Raw genomic sequence first — 14,750 nt, 5'->3', positions numbered from 1 at the left:
CTATGCTAGCGACGCAATGTTTCTCCATTGTGTCGAGACGAAAGGGCGCAGCAATGGTCTTCCCATGCAATCCTGTTGGACTGGCAATGCGCCTGCTCGGTGTTCTGGCACTGCTGCTGGTCGCCGTGCCGGTCGAGGCCAGTACCATCGTGGCGCAGAGCTACACCCTGCCCGCAATGGCTGCACCCATGGCGGTCAATGTCTATCGGCCCGACGGCAATCCGCCGGCTGGGGGATGGCCGGTGGTCTATCTGCTCCACGGCCTGGGCGGCAATCAGGGCGATTGGCTGGTTGCTGGCAACCTGCAGCCGACTTTGGATGGTCTGATCGCCGATGGCACCGTGCAGCCCATGGTCGTGGTCATGCCGGCTGCCGGCAATAACTGGTATGTGGATACGCGTCCGGCAGGCGGACTGGACGATGTCGAAACCGCGATCACCAGCCAGTTGCGCGAACACATCGAGGCCGATTTTCCGGTGCGCAAAGACGCGGGCGGCCGCGCCATTGCGGGCCTCTCCATGGGCGGCGCCGGGGCCCTGCGCCTGGGGATCGGGCACCCCGATCTTTATGCCGCCATCGCGGCCCTCTCCCCAGCCATCTGGGAAAACGTGCCCATCGAAGACCTCGACAAGGCGCCCGCCGATATCGACCTCATCATCGATAGCGCCTATTTCCATTGGGCCGATCCCGATACCCTGACCAGCGGCGTCGACCTTCCGCCCGCCGGGCCGCATTTTTCCGGCGCATTCGGCGATCCCTTCGATGCCCGCCGCTACAATAGCCAAAACGTGTTCACGCTGCTGGCCGGCGCAGTGCGCGCCAATACGCCCCTGCCCGCCATTTTCATGCTGGTGGGGGATCACGACAGCCACAAGCTCTGGCGCGGTGCCATCGCGCTCTATGAGACGCTGCTGGCAGACAACCGCAACGTCGCCTTCCGTATCTACGACGGCGACCATTCGTGGGAACTTTGGCGCGCGCATATCGGGGAGGCGCTGACTTTCATCAATGCCAATCTCAAGCCGGCGCCGGCTGCGCCATAGATTTTGTGGTCACCGGTCTTGAACCAAATCGGCTGCGGACCATTTAAGGTGCATGATCAAAATGCTCCTTCCCCGCATCGTCCTCTTCCGCAAAGAAGTCGTCCAGCTCTGGAAGGCATTCTTCGCGCCTGAGACCCCGCTCTACCTCAAGTTCGCCACGGCGTTCGTCGCGTTCTATCTGGTCAATCCGTTTGATATCATCCCCGATTTCATCCCGGTGCTGGGCTGGGTCGACGATATCGTACTGGTGCCGCTGATGGTGAGCTGGATCGTCAGCCGCCTGCCGATCAAGGTGCGCGCCGACCATCGCGACCGCAATGATCGCACCATCGATGGGCGCGCGCGTCGTCTCTAGGCGTCTCATTCTTGCGGCATCCATCCCATCCACCGGCCTGCCCGCGGACTTGATCCGCGGGTCTCTGGCAGCACGGTACAAGCGGTGAGAGGCCCGCGGATCAAGTCCGCGGGAAGAATGGCGAGTGTGGGTCGACTGTCGTTCCCCAAACATGCCACTGATTTCAAAAACAGGCCCGGATCGCTCCGGGCCTTTGCTTATTCGAACCGCACCAACAAATCCTTGGCGTCGATCTGATCGCCGGGCTTGACCAGCACTTCGGCGATGACGCCGCTGGCTTCGGCGTGGATGGCGGTTTCCATCTTCATGGCTTCGATCGAGCACAGCACGTCGCCGGCGGTGACGGTCTGGCCGGCCTTGACGGCGAGACCCGAGATGACGCCCGGCATCGGCGCGCCGACCTGCTTGGGATCGCCGATGGCGGCCTTGGCGCGCAGCTTGACCTCACCGACCTTGAGGCGATCCGGCACTAGAATAGTGCGCGGCTGGCCATTCAGGTCGAAGAACACCCGCACCTCGCCCTTTTCGTTGGTGGGGGCGCGGCCGAGATATTGCAGGACCAGCGTCTTGCCCTTCTCGATATCGACGAACAGTTCCTGGCCCTCATGCAGGCCATAGAAATAGACCGGCGTCGGCAACACTGCGGTGGGGCCGTATTTGTCCTGCGTCTTTTCGAAATCCGAATAGACTTTTGCATACATCAGATACGAGGCGAGGCGATAATCATCGACCTCGTGCCCGACTTCCTCGGCGATCTTGGCGCGCTCGGCTTCAAGGTCGACGTCCTTGAGATAGGAGCCCGGCCGTTCGGTGAGCGGCTCGCGGCCCTTGAGCACCTTCTTTTGCAGCGCCTTGGGGAAGCCGCCCGGCGGCTGGCCCAGATCGCCGGCAAAGAAGCCGACGACCGAATCGGGGAAGGCGATATCGCGCGCCGGGTCTTCAACATCGGCGCGGCTCAGACCGGCCGAAACCATGGCCAAAGCCATATCGCCCACCACCTTGGATGACGGCGTCACCTTGACGATATCGCCGAACATCTGGTTGACGTCCGCATAGGTCTGGGCGACCTCGTGCCAGCGGGTTTCCAGACCCAGCGAGCGCGCCTGTTCCTTGAGGTTGGTGAACTGCCCGCCGGGCATTTCATGCAGATAGACTTCCGAAGCGCCGCTGCGCAGGTCGCTCTCGAAGGCACGATACTGCGTGCGCACCGCTTCCCAATAGAACGAAATCTGCCGGATCGCCTTGGCATCGAGTTCGGGATCGCGGTCGCCATCGGTCAGCGCGGCAACCAGTGATCCTAGCGTCGGCTGGCTGGTCGTGCCCGATAGCGCATCCATGGCCGCATCCACCGCATCGACACCGGCATCCACCGCGGCCAGCACGGTTGCCGCCGCAGCCCCCGAGGTATCGTGGGTGTGCAGGTGGATCGGCAAGCCGATCTCCTGTTTCAGCGTTTCGATCAGCTTCTTGGCTGCAGCGGGACGCAGCAAGCCGGCCATGTCCTTGAGCCCCAGCACATGAGCGCCGGCGGCTTCCAGCTCCTTGGCCAGGGCCACATAGTATTTGAGGTCATACTTCGCCCGGTTGGGGTCGAGCACGTCGCCCGTATAGCAAATCACGCCCTCGGCAACCTTGTCGGCCTCCAGCACCGCGTCGATCGAGACGCGCATGTTCTCGACCCAGTTCAGGCAATCGAAAACGCGGAAAATATCGACGCCGCCCTTGGCCGCCTGGGCGACGAAAAACTTGACCACATTGTCCGGATAATTGGTGTAGCCAACGCCATTGCTGCCGCGCAGCAGCATCTGGGTGAGGATGTTGGGCGCGCCATCGCGCACCTGCGCCAGCCGCTCCCACGGGTCCTCGTTGAGGAACCGCATCGCCACGTCGAAAGTGGCCCCGCCCCAGCATTCAAGGCTGAACAGATTCGGCAAGCCGCGCGAATAGGCCTGCGCGATGCGGGTAATGTCGAACGAGCGCATCCGCGTCGCCAACAAGCTCTGATGGGCATCGCGCATCGTCGTGTCGGTGAACAGCACGCGCTTTTGCGCCTTCATCCAGGAGGCGAGCCCCTTCGGGCCCTGCCGTTCCAGAATCTGCCGGCTGCCTTCATTGACGATCAGCGGTTCGAACACCGGCACCACTGGCGCCGCAGCTTCTGCCGGCGGCATCGGCCGGTCGCGCACTTCGGGATGGCCATTGACGGTGACGTCGGCGATGTAGCTGAGCAGCTTGGTCGCGCGATCCTTGCGCGGCTTGAAGTTGAACAGCTCCGGCGTCGTGTCGATGAACCGCGTCGTATAGCGGTTCTGCACGAAGTCTGGATGCGTGATGATGTTTTCAAGGAACGCCAGATTGGTCGACACGCCCCGGATACGAAACTCGCGCAGGGCGCGGTGCATGCGGGCAATCGCCTCTTCGGCGGTCGGCGCCCAGCAGGTGACCTTTTCCAAGAGCGGATCGTAGAAGCGGGTGATGACCGCGCCAGCATAGGCGGTGCCGCCATCGAGGCGCACGCCAAACCCGGTCGCGCCGCGATAGGCGGTGATGCGGCCGTAATCGGGGATGAAGTTCTGCTCGGGGTCTTCCGTCGTCACCCGGCACTGGATCGCATTGCCGTTGAGGTGGATGTCCTGCTGCAGCGGCACACCCGATTCTGGGGTACCGATCACCGCGCCGTCGAGCAGATGAATCTGCGCCTTGACGATATCGATGCCGGTCACTTCCTCGGTGACGGTGTGCTCCACCTGAATGCGCGGATTGACCTCGATGAAGTAGAATTTGTCGGTATCGGCATCCATCAGGAATTCGACGGTGCCGGCGCCGCGATAATTGGCGGCATTGCCGAGGCGCACCGCCGCGTCCGTCAGTTGCTTGCGCACGTCATCGCTGAGATACGGCGCCGGAGCGCGCTCGACGACCTTTTGATTGCGGCGCTGCACCGAACAGTCGCGCTCATAAAGATGCACCAGATTGCCGTGATCGTCGCCGATCAACTGCACTTCGACATGGCGGGCCCGCTCGACCAGCTTTTCGAGATACATCTCGTCCTTGCCGAACGCCGCCTTGGCCTCGCGCTTGCCTTCAGACACTTCCGACAGCAGCGACGACTCGTCCATGATGCGGCGCATGCCGCGGCCGCCGCCACCCCAGCTCGCTTTGAGCATCAGCGGATAGCCCACTTCGGCGGCGAGCTTCTTGATCGCTTCGGGATCGTCCGGCAGCGCCTCGGTGGCGGGAACCACCGGCACGTTGCTGGCGATCGCCATGTTGCGCGCCGCGACCTTGTTGCCGAGATCGCGCATGGTTTGGGCGCGCGGGCCGATGAAGATGATCCCGGCATCCTCGCACGCGTCCACGAATTCCGGCGACTCCGAGAGCAGCCCATAACCGGGATGGATCGCATCGGCGCCGGAAATCCGCGCGATGCGGATATATTCGTCGATCTGCAGATAGGCCTCGACCGGGCCCTTGCCCTTGCCGATCAGATAGGCCTCGTCGGCCTTGAAGCGGTGCAGCGCCAGCTTGTCTTCTTCGGCAAAGGCCGCGACGGTCTTGAGACCCAATTCATTGGCGGCCCGGAACACGCGAATGGCGATTTCGGAGCGGTTGGCGACGAGGATTTTCTTGATTGGCATCGATATAGGTCCGAGCAAGAGGGGTGCTGGGCGGTTAGGCCTGGCTCAAATCATTTGCATCGGTGGGAACGGTTGCCCGTCCAACCGTTGCGTCACATTTATTTCTGGTTGAGATGCCCGGCGAGATGGCTCATGTCGTAGCCGGCCGCGGCCGCTTCCGAAATGATCTCGCCCGCATCCATTTCGCCGGCCTGGGACAAAGCCCACAGCGTTGTCGAGCGGGTGCCCGAACGGCAAAATGCGAAAACCGGGCCTTGGCTCCCCTCGAGCGCGGCCTTGGTTTTCTCGACCATATCGGGGGAAACCCCATCGCGACCCAGCGGGATCGCATAATAGCCAAGGCCCGCCGCGTTGGCCGCAGCCTCGATGTCGGCGCCCGCCGGCTGGTCCGGCGATTCATCGTCGGGGCGGTTATTGATGATGGTGGTGAAGCCGGCGGCTTTGAGCGACGCGATATCCTCGGGCAGGATCTGCCCCGATACGGTGATACGATCGTTGATCCGCTTCAAATCCAAAGTCTTGGCTCCCGCTGTCGCCCGCTCCCGGCAGGCTACCCGCCCCTTTATATCCATCGTGCGGGCGCGGAAGCAACTGTGACGATAGGATAACGCCTATGCGGCGTCCGCGACCCTGGCGAGAGCACGTCCGGCATTGAGTTTGGCCAGCGGCTGCGGACGACCTAGCAGGAACCCTTGCAGGCCCGTGCAACCGGCCTTCTGCAACACCGCCAATTGCTCTTGCGTCTCGACACCCTCGGCAATCACCTCCACCGGTAGCGAGCGAGCGATATCGCAAATCGCCGACACGATCATCGAATCGATGCGGTTGCCCACGATATTGCTCACATAGGTGCGGTCGATCTTGATGATGTCGAAGGCAAAGCCGCGCAGGTATTGCAGGCTCGCATGCCCGGCGCCGAAATCGTCGATGGCGATGCGCACGCCCATCTGGCGCAGCACGTCGAGATTTTCCTGCTCCTGGCCCTTGCCGGTCATCGGCACCGTCTCGGTGACCTCCACGATCAGCCGGCGCGGATCGGTGCCGGTCTCGGCCACGATGGCGACAAAGCGCTTGCCGAATTCGGCGCGCCGCAACTGTGCCGGCGAGACGTTGACCGCCACCGAGACGCCAAGCGCCGGCAGGTCGATACAGGCCCGCCGCAGCACCCATTCACCCAGCTTGTCGATCAGCTCGCTCTGCTCGGCAATGTGGATGAACTCACCGGGCGCGATCATGCCGCGCACCTTGTGCTGCCAGCGCACCAGCGCCTCATAGGATTTGATGGTGACGCCATCGGCATTGAATACCGGCTGGTAGTGCAGTTCCAGCTCGTCCATCAGCAGGGCCGCGCGCAACTCGCGTTCGACGAACCGCCGATGGCGCTCGTCGCCCAGCATGTCGGCATCGAACTCGACCACGGCGTGGCGGCCGCCGCGCTTGCCCTTGTAGAGCGCCAGATCGGCCTTGGAGATCAGGTCGCCCGCATCGCTCGCATCGGCCGGCGCCAGCGCAATCCCCACCGTCGCCGACAGCCGCACCGGCCGCCCACCAATCATCACCGGCTTATCCAGTTCGCGCAGCAATTGCTCGCCCAGGCGGCGCAGCGCCGGCTTGTTATCGTGGGCCGGGATGGCGATGCCGAATTCGTCGCCGCCCAGCCGCCCCACAATGGCGGTCGGCACCAGGGCCGTAATGGTCTTGACCAGATGGCTCAACGCCGCGTCGCCCGCACTGTGGCCGTGGCTGTCGTTGAGAACCTTGAGCTTGTCCATGTCGAGCTGCATATAGCCCACGGCCTCGTCGGAGCCATGATAGACGTGCAGCCCCATCTGCTCGATGAAATAGGAGCGCGTAAAGGCGCCGGTCAGCGCATCGCGATTGACCGAAGCCAGCACCGCGCGATTGGCCTTGTCGGCGCTGTCGATGCCCTGCGCCAGTGCCCGATAGCCCAGCCGCAAGCCGACCAGCATCAGCGCCATGATGGCCACAATGCCCGCATAGACGACGGAAATTTCGCCCGTTCGCGCCAATTTGGGGACCAGGCCCACCCCACACAGCGCGATGACGGCGACAATGGCGAGCGCCGCCACTATCGAGAATTGCCGGTAGCCATCGAGAATCTTGAACAGCGTGGGTATTTTGCGCATGGGGCCTACCGGAACAGAAAGGGCGCGCTGCCCTATGTGGCACTATGCACACCAACCCGTGAACGGGACCTAAACATCACAAAAATAATGTTATGCATCAATAGTTTATGCAAACGTAGCCAGAATAGCCAAAAACCCTATCCGGGCTCTGTGACGGTTTGATATCAACGCCCGATCCGCCTGAAATCAGGCTTAACGGACGGTGAAGCCGGGCCTAGGGCGCGCCCGGCCCCACCCAGGCTTTCCAGATATCGCTGCGTTCGATGACAAACCGATCCGCCACGCTTTCTATCGTCGCGCCCGGCTCGTTGAGCTGGGCCAGCAGGGTGTTCATCTCCTTGAGCGGCATGGTGGTGCGTCCGAAATAGGCCGCGACGGCGGGAATGTCGGTATAGACCCACTCGGCCAGCGCGATCACCACGCTCTCGGACGCAAACGAGGACGCGACCGGGCTGGCGCAGGTCTGTTGCGCCAGGCACTGCAGCGCTTTTTCGTCATAGGGGCCTAAGTCCAGGCTCGCGAAATTGAACTGCGCCAGCACCGCATTGGGCTGCCAATAGTAGAACACCACCGGCTCCTTGCGCCCCACCGCCTCGGCAATCAGCGTGTCCATTTCGAAGCGGTTGGCCGGCTCGACCACCTCGAGCACATCGCCCAACCCCAGCGCCCGGATCAGGTTGCGGTTGATCACCGAGCAGCCCCAATCGGCCGGACACGAGACAAAACGGATTTTCGCGCCGCTATTGAGCGTGGGCGCCACGTCCTTGAGTTTGGCCGCACCAGTCAGTTCGGGATGCGCCGTCGCCAGATAATCCGGCACGAACCAGCCCTCGAACGTGGTCTCCGCATAAGTGGGGGCGGCCGGGCGCAGCATCTGCGCCTTGACGGCCGGGTTCCACACGTCCGCGATGCGCGTCACCCACATTTCGGGGGCCACCGCCGGCTGGCCGGTCGTGCCCATCGAGGAGCCGGTGGCGGCCAGATCCCCCGGCGCCACCCGCGTCTGACAGCCGAATTGCGTGGTCAGCAACCGCGCATGAATTTCCGCCAGGATCGCCGCCGATGGCCAGCTCATCCGCGCAATGCCGATCGGCTGCGTGCCGCAGACCGGCGGCGGGGCGACGGGCGCTGCACCATCCTGCGCCTGGTCGAGCACGGTGACTTGCCCCAGCGCCGGCCGCAGCAGGGCCAAAACGGCCAGCATGGCGATGCCCCAAATCCTGATAGTCATCGGGGCCTCCTCGCCGCGCATCGCCCTTATTCTATGCGCAAACCACCCCCGTTAGGCAACTGCAAGAAGGCCCTGCAAGCCGCTTCAATTGCCCGTGACTCCGGCTTAACAAATGTGCAACAGTCTGCTTCAGCGAGGCGCATTTAGCGCCTCCTATATCGCGTTGTTCCGCTCAGAAGACAGGACCGGTAAGGCCGCTCGGCGAAGCAACCCATAACGAGGGACATCAATGCTCAATCTTAAAACTCTTCTGACCATGGCCGTGGCGGCCACCACGCTGTCGATCGCCGCCCCAGCGCTGGCCGAGGACGTCAAGCTCGGCATTCTCGCCGACCTGACCGGACCGATCGAAAGCCTGGCTCCCCCCATCGTCGCCGGCGCCCAGCTGGCGTGGGACGAAGTCAATGCCCAGGGCGGCATTCTGGGTGGCGGCAAGATCGTTCCCGTCGTCGGCGATAGCGCCTGCGATGCGACCGCTGCCTCCGCCGCGGCCGACAAGCTGGTCAATACCGACCAGGTCACCGGCATCATGGGCGCCTTCTGCACCGGCGCGACCATCGGCGGCGCCAATTCGGCTGCCATTCCGGGCGGCGTCGTCATGATCTCGCCCGCTGCCAGCGCTCCCGCGCTGACCACCCTGGCCGACAACGACCTCGTCTATCGCACCACCCCGGCTGACTCGCTGCAGGGCGTGAAGATGGCCGACCTGCTGCTGGCGCGCGGCGTCAAGGACGTTGCCGTCACTTACGTCAACAATGACTACGGCAAAGGCCTGGCCGACGTGTTTGCCGCCACCTTCACTGCCGGCGGCGGCACCATTGCGGCCAATATCGCGCACGAAGACGGCAAGGCCGACTATCGCGCCGAGCTGGGCAACCTGGTTGGTTCGCAGAACCTGGTGATCCTGGCCTATGCTTCGGGCTCGGGCGCGACCCTGCTGCGCCAGGCCGTCGAGTCGGGCAACTTCACCACCTATGTGGGCGGTGACGGCATGGTTGGCGACGACCTGCTGACCGGTATCGATGCTGCGGCCGTCGAAGGGCTGACCGCAACCCGCGCCGGCGCTTATGCGGGCGATTCGGCCACCATCTATGCCAAGCTGGCCACCGATGCCGGCCAGGACCCGACCGCGACTTATGCCCCCCAGGCTTATGACGCCGCGTTCCTCCTGGCTCTCGCCGTCGAAAAGAACGGTTCGGCCAAGCGCGAAGGCCTCTCGGCCGCGCTGCGTGACGTCGCTTCCGCCCCCGGCGAAAAGATCCTGCCCGGCGAATGGACCAAGGCTGTCGAGCTGATCAAGGCCGGCACCGACATCGACTATGAAGGCGCCGGCGGCCCGCTGGACTTCGACGCTGCCGGCGACGTCCCCGGCACCATCGTCTATCTCGAAGTCGAAGGCGGCAAGTTCGTCGAAAAGGGCGCGATCGAGTAACGCCGCAACCGCTCCCCACTTGGCGAGCCAAGGCCCCGGTGGGGCTTTGGCAGGTAAGCAGGCCCCAAGAACTATGCTCGCAGGGCCGAGCCCTTAAAACAACACGAAGGCCCGGGAGAAATCTCGGGCCTTTTGTTTTGGAGCCATCATGACCGACGATGCAACGCTGCGCTTTTATGCCGAAAACGCGCAAGTCTATGCCACCCGCCAGCGCCGGCTGGACGAGGAGCAGTTGAACACCTTTCTCGCCGCCCTGCCGGTTGGAGGCGACGTGCTGGAACTGGGCACCGGCGGCGGACAGGACGCGGCCTACATGCTGTCTGCCGGCTTTGCGGTGACGCCCAGCGATGCCTCGCCCGAACTGGCCGCCGCGGCCGAAATCGTGCTCGGCCGCCCCGTGCGCATCATGGCGTTCAATCAACTCGACGACGTGGCTGCCTATGACGGCGTCTGGGCCAGCGCCGCCCTGCTGCATGCACCCGCCGCTGAACTGACCGACGACATCGCCCGCATCCATACTGCGCTGCGCCCCGGCGGCCTTCTGACCGCCAGCTTCAAGGCCGGCACCGGCGAAGGCCGCGACGGCTTGGGCCGCTATTACAATTATCCCAGCGCCGAGAACCTGCTCGCCCATTTCCGCGCTGCCGCCCACTGGACCACGCTTGAGCTGACCGAGAGCGACGGCGGTGGTTACGACGGCAAGCCCACGCGCTGGCTCTGGGTGCGAGCAACCAAAGCGCCCGCCTAGCCCTTGACACTATGCCCGCCACACCCATTTAGAGACCATCGGTCCTTTATTTGGAGTGACCGGCCCCGCAGCAAGGACGCCTCCATGACCGACTTCACCATCAACGACATTCCCGACCAGGCCGGCAAGACCGCCATCGTCACCGGCGCCACCGGCGGGCTGGGCTACGAAACCGCGCGCATGCTGGCCGGTGCCGGCGCCAGCGTCATCCTCGCTGGCCGCAATGCCCAAAAGGGCGCCGATGCCCTGGCCCGCATTCGCGCGCTGCATCCGCACGCCGATGTCTGCTTCGAAAACCTCGATCTCGGCAATCTCGCCTCCATCGCCGCGTTCGGCGTGCGCATGAACGAGCAACTCACCAAGCTCGACCTGCTGGTCAACAATGCCGGCGTCATGACCCCGCCGACGCGCCAGGAAACGAGCGACGGGTTCGAACTGCAATTCGGCACCAACTATCTCGGCCATTTCGCCCTCACGGCCCGACTGCTGCCGCTGCTGCGCCAGCGGGGCAATGCACGCGTTGTCTCGCTGGGCAGTGTGGCCGCCCGGGCTGGCAAGATCGACCTCGATGATTTGCAAAGCCAGACACGCTATCGGTCGATGGCTGCTTACAGCCAGTCCAAGCTCGCCTGCGTCGTGTTTGCGCTCGAACTGCAACGGCGCAGCGCGGCCGCCCAATGGGGGGTGAGCAGTATCGCCGCCCACCCTGGCATTGCCCGCACCGACCTGCTGCACAACGCGCCAGGGCGCGGCAGCATTTCGGGCCTCGCCCGCACGTGGCTCTGGTTCCTGTTCCAACCCGTCGCACAAGCCGCCATGCCATCGCTCTACGCCGCCACCTCGCCTTTGGCCCAAGGCGGCGACTATTACGGGCCGGCCCGGCTGGGCGAAACGCGTGGCGACGTCGCCCCGGCGCGCCTCCCGTCTGCCGCGACCGATCTCGGCGTTGCCGACCATCTCTGGCAGGCGTCCGAGCGCTTGGCGGGTATTGGCTTTCGCTGAACGCGGGCGTTTGCAGCGGCCACCACTGCCGGTCGCTTGACGGCAGACCGGGCGGTCTCCTAATGAATGGTATGACTGCCTTCCAGCGTGCCCGCCAGCCCGAACAGAAAACCCTCCGTCGCGAAACCCTGATCGCGGCGGCCACGGCCCTGTTCGACGAAGAGGGGCCCAGCGGCACCGGCCTCAACGCCATCGCGGCGCGCGCCGGCTTTACCAAATCCAATATCTACCGCTATTTCGAGAGCCGCGAAGAGGTGCTGATGACCCTGCTAATGCAAGAGCAGGAAGCCTTCGTGACAGCGCTCGTGGCGCGGCTCGATAGCCTGACGCCCGGCTTTGTCGGTGCCGCGGCTGCCGCCATCTCGGCCGAATTTCTCGGCCACCAGCGCTATTGCAAATTGATCAGCATGTTTTCGAGCGTCCTCGAGCAGAACGTCTCCGACGATAGCATCGCCAGCTACAAGCGCGCCCTTTACACGCAAATCGACCCCGTCGCCCCCGCACTGATGCGCGCTTTGCCAAGCCTGTCGCTTGCCGATGCGCAATGGCTGTTCCGCGTTGTCGCGACCCTGATCGCCGGCATGTGGCCCGCGGCCTACCCCTCAGCCGCCGCCCAGCGCGTGCTCGACCGCGAAGAGTTTCGCGGCTTCAGACCCGTGCCCGAGCAGGATTTGCCGCGGGCGATATTGGCACTGTTGCGCGGGATCGGGGCCTAGCCCGCTTCACCTCTCCCTTCGGGGGAGAGGTCGGATCGCTCTTGCGAGCCGGGTGAGGGGGCCTTGTCGAGACACCTCACCCAGTAAAGGCCCCCTCACCCGACCCAAGCGGGTCGACCTCTCCCCCGAAGGGAGAGGTGAGAAGGAAGGGCTACCCCTCGCGCCGCACCACTTCGGGGATCAACCCCCTCGGCGCGAAACGCAGGGCGATCGTAATCACCGCGCCCAGCACAAAAATACGCATCTGCGACGCCCTGGACTGGATGTCCGGAATCTCGCCCCAGCCGATCTGGCCGGACCAGTGGCTGATGGTGCCGAACAGCAATTGTGCCAGCGGGTCGGAAATGATCCAGACCAGCCAGATCAGCACCGCGCCAAACACCGCGCCCCAGTTATTGCCGGCCCCGCCGACGATCACCATCACCCAGATCAGGAAGGTGTGGTTGATGGGCTGGTAGCTCGACGGATCGTTGATCTGCACGAAGCTGACCAGGATAGCGCCACCGATACCCATCAGCACTGAGCCGAACACGAACACTTCGAGCTGCCGCGCGGTGACATTCTTGCCCATCGAGGCGGCAGAGATGTGATTGTCGCGGATGGCGCGCATCATGCGGCCCCATGGGCCCGCATAGGCCCGTGAAATCAGGAACATGGCGACGGCGAAAATCACCAGCACGAGGGCCAAAAACCCGCCACGTGCCGCCAGCAATGCGGTCTGCGCGTCCATGCCACCGGCCTGGTAATCGCCCGGCAGCGGCGTCGGCCACGGGATCGGCGACACGGTCAGCGTGCCGCGCGTCAGCCAATCCATGTTCTTCACCAGCGCGCGGATGATTTCCGAAATGCCGATGGTGGCGATGGCCAGATAATCGGTGCGCAGGCCCAGGCAAATCTTGCCCACGATATAGGCCACGCCCGCCGCCAGAACCCCGCCGAAAATCCAGCCCAGCACGGGATGTGCGCCCAGGCCACCCACAAAGCCCGCATTGGCCTCGATATAGGCGGCCGCCGGATCGATCTGACTGCGATAAACGCAATAGCCGATGAACCAGGCTAAAACCGTCAGCGCCATTTTCCAGCCGCCGCGAATGCCGACACGATGGCTCTGCCGCGCCGCGATCACCAGTAGGGCACCGGCGCCAAAGGCAATCAGTGCCCGCCCCAGCATCCATGGGCCGTCGGAACCCCAGAATTGCGGATTGACCGGATAGGAGATGAAGGTGACGGCCACCCCGCCCAGCATCATGAAGCCCATGATGCCGAAATTGAACAGCCCGCCATAGCCCCACTGGATATTGAGGCCCATGGCGATCAGCGAATAGGCCGCCGCCTCCACCAGGCGACTGGAGGTAAACGGCACGCCCATGAACCAGCCGATCACGAGGATCAGCACGAACAGGCCCGCAAACAGGGTGAGAGAGCGACGGATCATGACGAGGCTCCCTTGAAGATACCCGTAGGCCGCACCAGCAGCGTCACCACGAGGATGACGAAGGCGACGGTCAGCTTGTATTCGGTGGGCACCAACGCCAGCGTCTGCGGCAATTGCAGCCATTCAGGCAGCACGGCATTGAGGGGTTTCAGCACCATCGACCAGTTGAACACCGCCAGCGTTTCGGCAAAACCGATCAACAGACCACCCGCAATGGCGCCATAGGCCTGTCCCAGGCCACCGACGATGGCGGCGGCGAAAATGGGCAGGATGATGTTGAACGCCAGGTCCGGCTTCAGCGTCACGTCGAGCGCCAGCATGGTGCCGGCCATGCAGGCCAGCGCGCCCGCGATGATCCAGGTCACCCGCACCACGAGCGCAGTATTGATGCCCGAAACCTGCGCCAGGTCGGCATTATCGGCCATGGCGCGCATCGCCTTGCCCAGCCGCGAGCGTGTCAGGAAGAAGTGCAGCGCGATGACCGCGATGGCCGTCACCACGATCATCAGGATCTGCGGCTCGGTGATCACCAGCGGGCGGGTCGAGCCCAGCGCGCTCATGTCGAAGCGGAACACGTCCTTGGGCTCGTTCTCGAAAAACGAATAACTGCCCGAGCCGAAGAACAGCCGGATCAGGCCCTGGATCATCAGCGTCACGCCGATCGAGGCGATCAGCAGCGTCACCGGCTTGGCGCCACGCTTGCGCAGCGGCGCGTAAAATCCCTTGTCGATGCCGAGCGCGAAGATCGCCCCCAGCACCATGGCCAGCGGCAACACCACGAACCCCATCGGGATCGGCGCATGCACGCCCCAGGCGGCGAACAGGCTCGCCAACAGGAACGCCATGAACGCCCCGCCGGTCATCAGTTCGGAATGGGCGAAATGGGCAAACCGCAAAATGCCGAAAATCAGCGTGATGCCAATGGCCCCCAGGGCATAGATCGAGCCCAGCACGGCGCCGGCGATCACCACCTGGTTGATGAAGAAAATCAGTTCGGTCACAG

At 63.9% G+C, this 14,750-nt stretch carries 12 protein-coding genes; 6 read left to right on the top strand and 6 right to left on the bottom strand.

The annotated features are described in order from the left end of the window. The first annotated feature begins 86 nt into the window (after positions 1–86). Together ABIB57_RS15460 and ABIB57_RS15455 are read left to right on the top strand one after the other, a co-directional pair. Positions 87–1,043: an alpha/beta hydrolase gene (locus ABIB57_RS15460; RefSeq protein WP_354041989.1), complete on the top strand. Its 957-nt coding sequence runs from the start codon at positions 87–89 to the stop codon at positions 1,041–1,043. Between the two features lie 52 nt (positions 1,044–1,095). Further along, positions 1,096–1,398 carry a YkvA family protein gene (locus ABIB57_RS15455; protein WP_354041987.1) on the top strand — a complete coding sequence of 101 codons (303 nt, stop codon included), beginning with the start codon at positions 1,096–1,098 and terminating at the stop codon, positions 1,396–1,398. Between the two features lie 197 nt (positions 1,399–1,595). Here the strand turns inward: ABIB57_RS15455 and pyc are convergent, their stop codons facing one another. The 4 genes from pyc to ABIB57_RS15435 all read right to left on the bottom strand — a co-directional run bounded on the left by pyc (position 1,596) and on the right by ABIB57_RS15435 (position 8,414). Next, the gene (pyc, locus tag ABIB57_RS15450) at positions 1,596–5,036 is read right to left on the bottom strand and encodes a pyruvate carboxylase (protein ID WP_354041986.1); all 3,441 of its coding nucleotides are present in this window, start codon (positions 5,034–5,036) and stop codon (positions 1,596–1,598) included. A 98-nt stretch (positions 5,037–5,134) separates the two neighbouring features. Beyond that, complete coding sequence (locus ABIB57_RS15445; protein ID WP_354041984.1) at positions 5,135–5,551, bottom strand: protein tyrosine phosphatase family protein; 417 nt, start codon at positions 5,549–5,551, stop codon at positions 5,135–5,137. Between the two features lie 96 nt (positions 5,552–5,647). Beyond that, a complete protein-coding gene (locus tag ABIB57_RS15440) occupies positions 5,648–7,183 on the bottom strand; it encodes a putative bifunctional diguanylate cyclase/phosphodiesterase (RefSeq protein WP_354041983.1) in 1,536 nt (511 codons plus the stop codon). Positions 7,184–7,397: 214 nt separating this feature from the next. Further along, positions 7,398–8,414 carry a glycine betaine ABC transporter substrate-binding protein gene (locus tag ABIB57_RS15435; RefSeq protein ID WP_354041981.1) on the bottom strand — a complete coding sequence of 339 codons (1,017 nt, stop codon included), beginning with the start codon at positions 8,412–8,414 and terminating at the stop codon, positions 7,398–7,400. Between the two features lie 229 nt (positions 8,415–8,643). Here ABIB57_RS15435 and ABIB57_RS15430 point away from each other — a divergent pair, with 229 nt between their 5' ends. The 4 genes from ABIB57_RS15430 to ABIB57_RS15415 all read left to right on the top strand — a co-directional run bounded on the left by ABIB57_RS15430 (position 8,644) and on the right by ABIB57_RS15415 (position 12,312). Beyond that, positions 8,644–9,846 carry an ABC transporter substrate-binding protein gene (locus ABIB57_RS15430; protein WP_354041980.1) on the top strand — a complete coding sequence of 401 codons (1,203 nt, stop codon included), beginning with the start codon at positions 8,644–8,646 and terminating at the stop codon, positions 9,844–9,846. A 148-nt stretch (positions 9,847–9,994) separates the two neighbouring features. Further along, positions 9,995–10,594 (top strand): class I SAM-dependent methyltransferase, encoded by a 600-nt coding sequence (locus ABIB57_RS15425; protein WP_354041978.1) that lies wholly within the window; start codon positions 9,995–9,997, stop codon positions 10,592–10,594. Between the two features lie 84 nt (positions 10,595–10,678). Beyond that, complete coding sequence (locus ABIB57_RS15420; protein ID WP_354041977.1) at positions 10,679–11,596, top strand: SDR family oxidoreductase; 918 nt, start codon at positions 10,679–10,681, stop codon at positions 11,594–11,596. Positions 11,597–11,658: 62 nt separating this feature from the next. Beyond that, on the top strand, positions 11,659–12,312 hold the full coding sequence (locus ABIB57_RS15415; RefSeq protein WP_354041975.1) for a TetR/AcrR family transcriptional regulator: 654 nt from the start codon (positions 11,659–11,661) through the stop codon (positions 12,310–12,312). Between the two features lie 151 nt (positions 12,313–12,463). Here ABIB57_RS15415 and ABIB57_RS15410 read toward each other — a convergent pair whose 3' ends face one another. Both ABIB57_RS15410 and ABIB57_RS15405 read right to left on the bottom strand, forming a co-directional pair. Further along, positions 12,464–13,747: a branched-chain amino acid ABC transporter permease gene (locus tag ABIB57_RS15410; protein WP_354041974.1), complete on the bottom strand. Its 1,284-nt coding sequence runs from the start codon at positions 13,745–13,747 to the stop codon at positions 12,464–12,466. Then, positions 13,744–14,748 (bottom strand): branched-chain amino acid ABC transporter permease, encoded by a 1,005-nt coding sequence (locus tag ABIB57_RS15405; RefSeq protein WP_354041972.1) that lies wholly within the window; start codon positions 14,746–14,748, stop codon positions 13,744–13,746. The genes ABIB57_RS15410 and ABIB57_RS15405 overlap by 4 nt, the downstream gene beginning before the upstream one ends. Positions 14,749–14,750: the final 2 nt, after the last annotated feature.

The sequence above is a fragment of the Devosia sp. UYZn731 genome, from assembly GCF_040546795.1.
Taxonomy (GTDB): Bacteria; Pseudomonadota; Alphaproteobacteria; order Rhizobiales; family Devosiaceae; genus Devosia.
Note: the sequence above shows the minus strand (reverse complement) of the source record. Positions and strands in the feature narration are given on the sequence as shown.

Coding starts and splice junctions, on each gene's coding strand:
- ABIB57_RS15430 (WP_354041980.1), top strand. CDS start 8,644: ATGCTCAATCTTAAAACTCTTCTGACCATGGCCGTGGCGGCCACCACG.
- ABIB57_RS15460 (WP_354041989.1), top strand. CDS start 87: ATGCGCCTGCTCGGTGTTCTGGCACTGCTGCTGGTCGCCGTGCCGGTC.
- ABIB57_RS15415 (WP_354041975.1), top strand. CDS start 11,659: ATGAATGGTATGACTGCCTTCCAGCGTGCCCGCCAGCCCGAACAGAAA.
- pyc (WP_354041986.1), bottom strand. CDS start 5,036: ATGCCAATCAAGAAAATCCTCGTCGCCAACCGCTCCGAAATCGCCATT.
- ABIB57_RS15435 (WP_354041981.1), bottom strand. CDS start 8,414: ATGACTATCAGGATTTGGGGCATCGCCATGCTGGCCGTTTTGGCCCTG.
- ABIB57_RS15455 (WP_354041987.1), top strand. CDS start 1,096: ATGATCAAAATGCTCCTTCCCCGCATCGTCCTCTTCCGCAAAGAAGTC.
- ABIB57_RS15410 (WP_354041974.1), bottom strand. CDS start 13,747: ATGATCCGTCGCTCTCTCACCCTGTTTGCGGGCCTGTTCGTGCTGATC.
- ABIB57_RS15425 (WP_354041978.1), top strand. CDS start 9,995: ATGACCGACGATGCAACGCTGCGCTTTTATGCCGAAAACGCGCAAGTC.
- ABIB57_RS15420 (WP_354041977.1), top strand. CDS start 10,679: ATGACCGACTTCACCATCAACGACATTCCCGACCAGGCCGGCAAGACC.
- ABIB57_RS15440 (WP_354041983.1), bottom strand. CDS start 7,183: ATGCGCAAAATACCCACGCTGTTCAAGATTCTCGATGGCTACCGGCAA.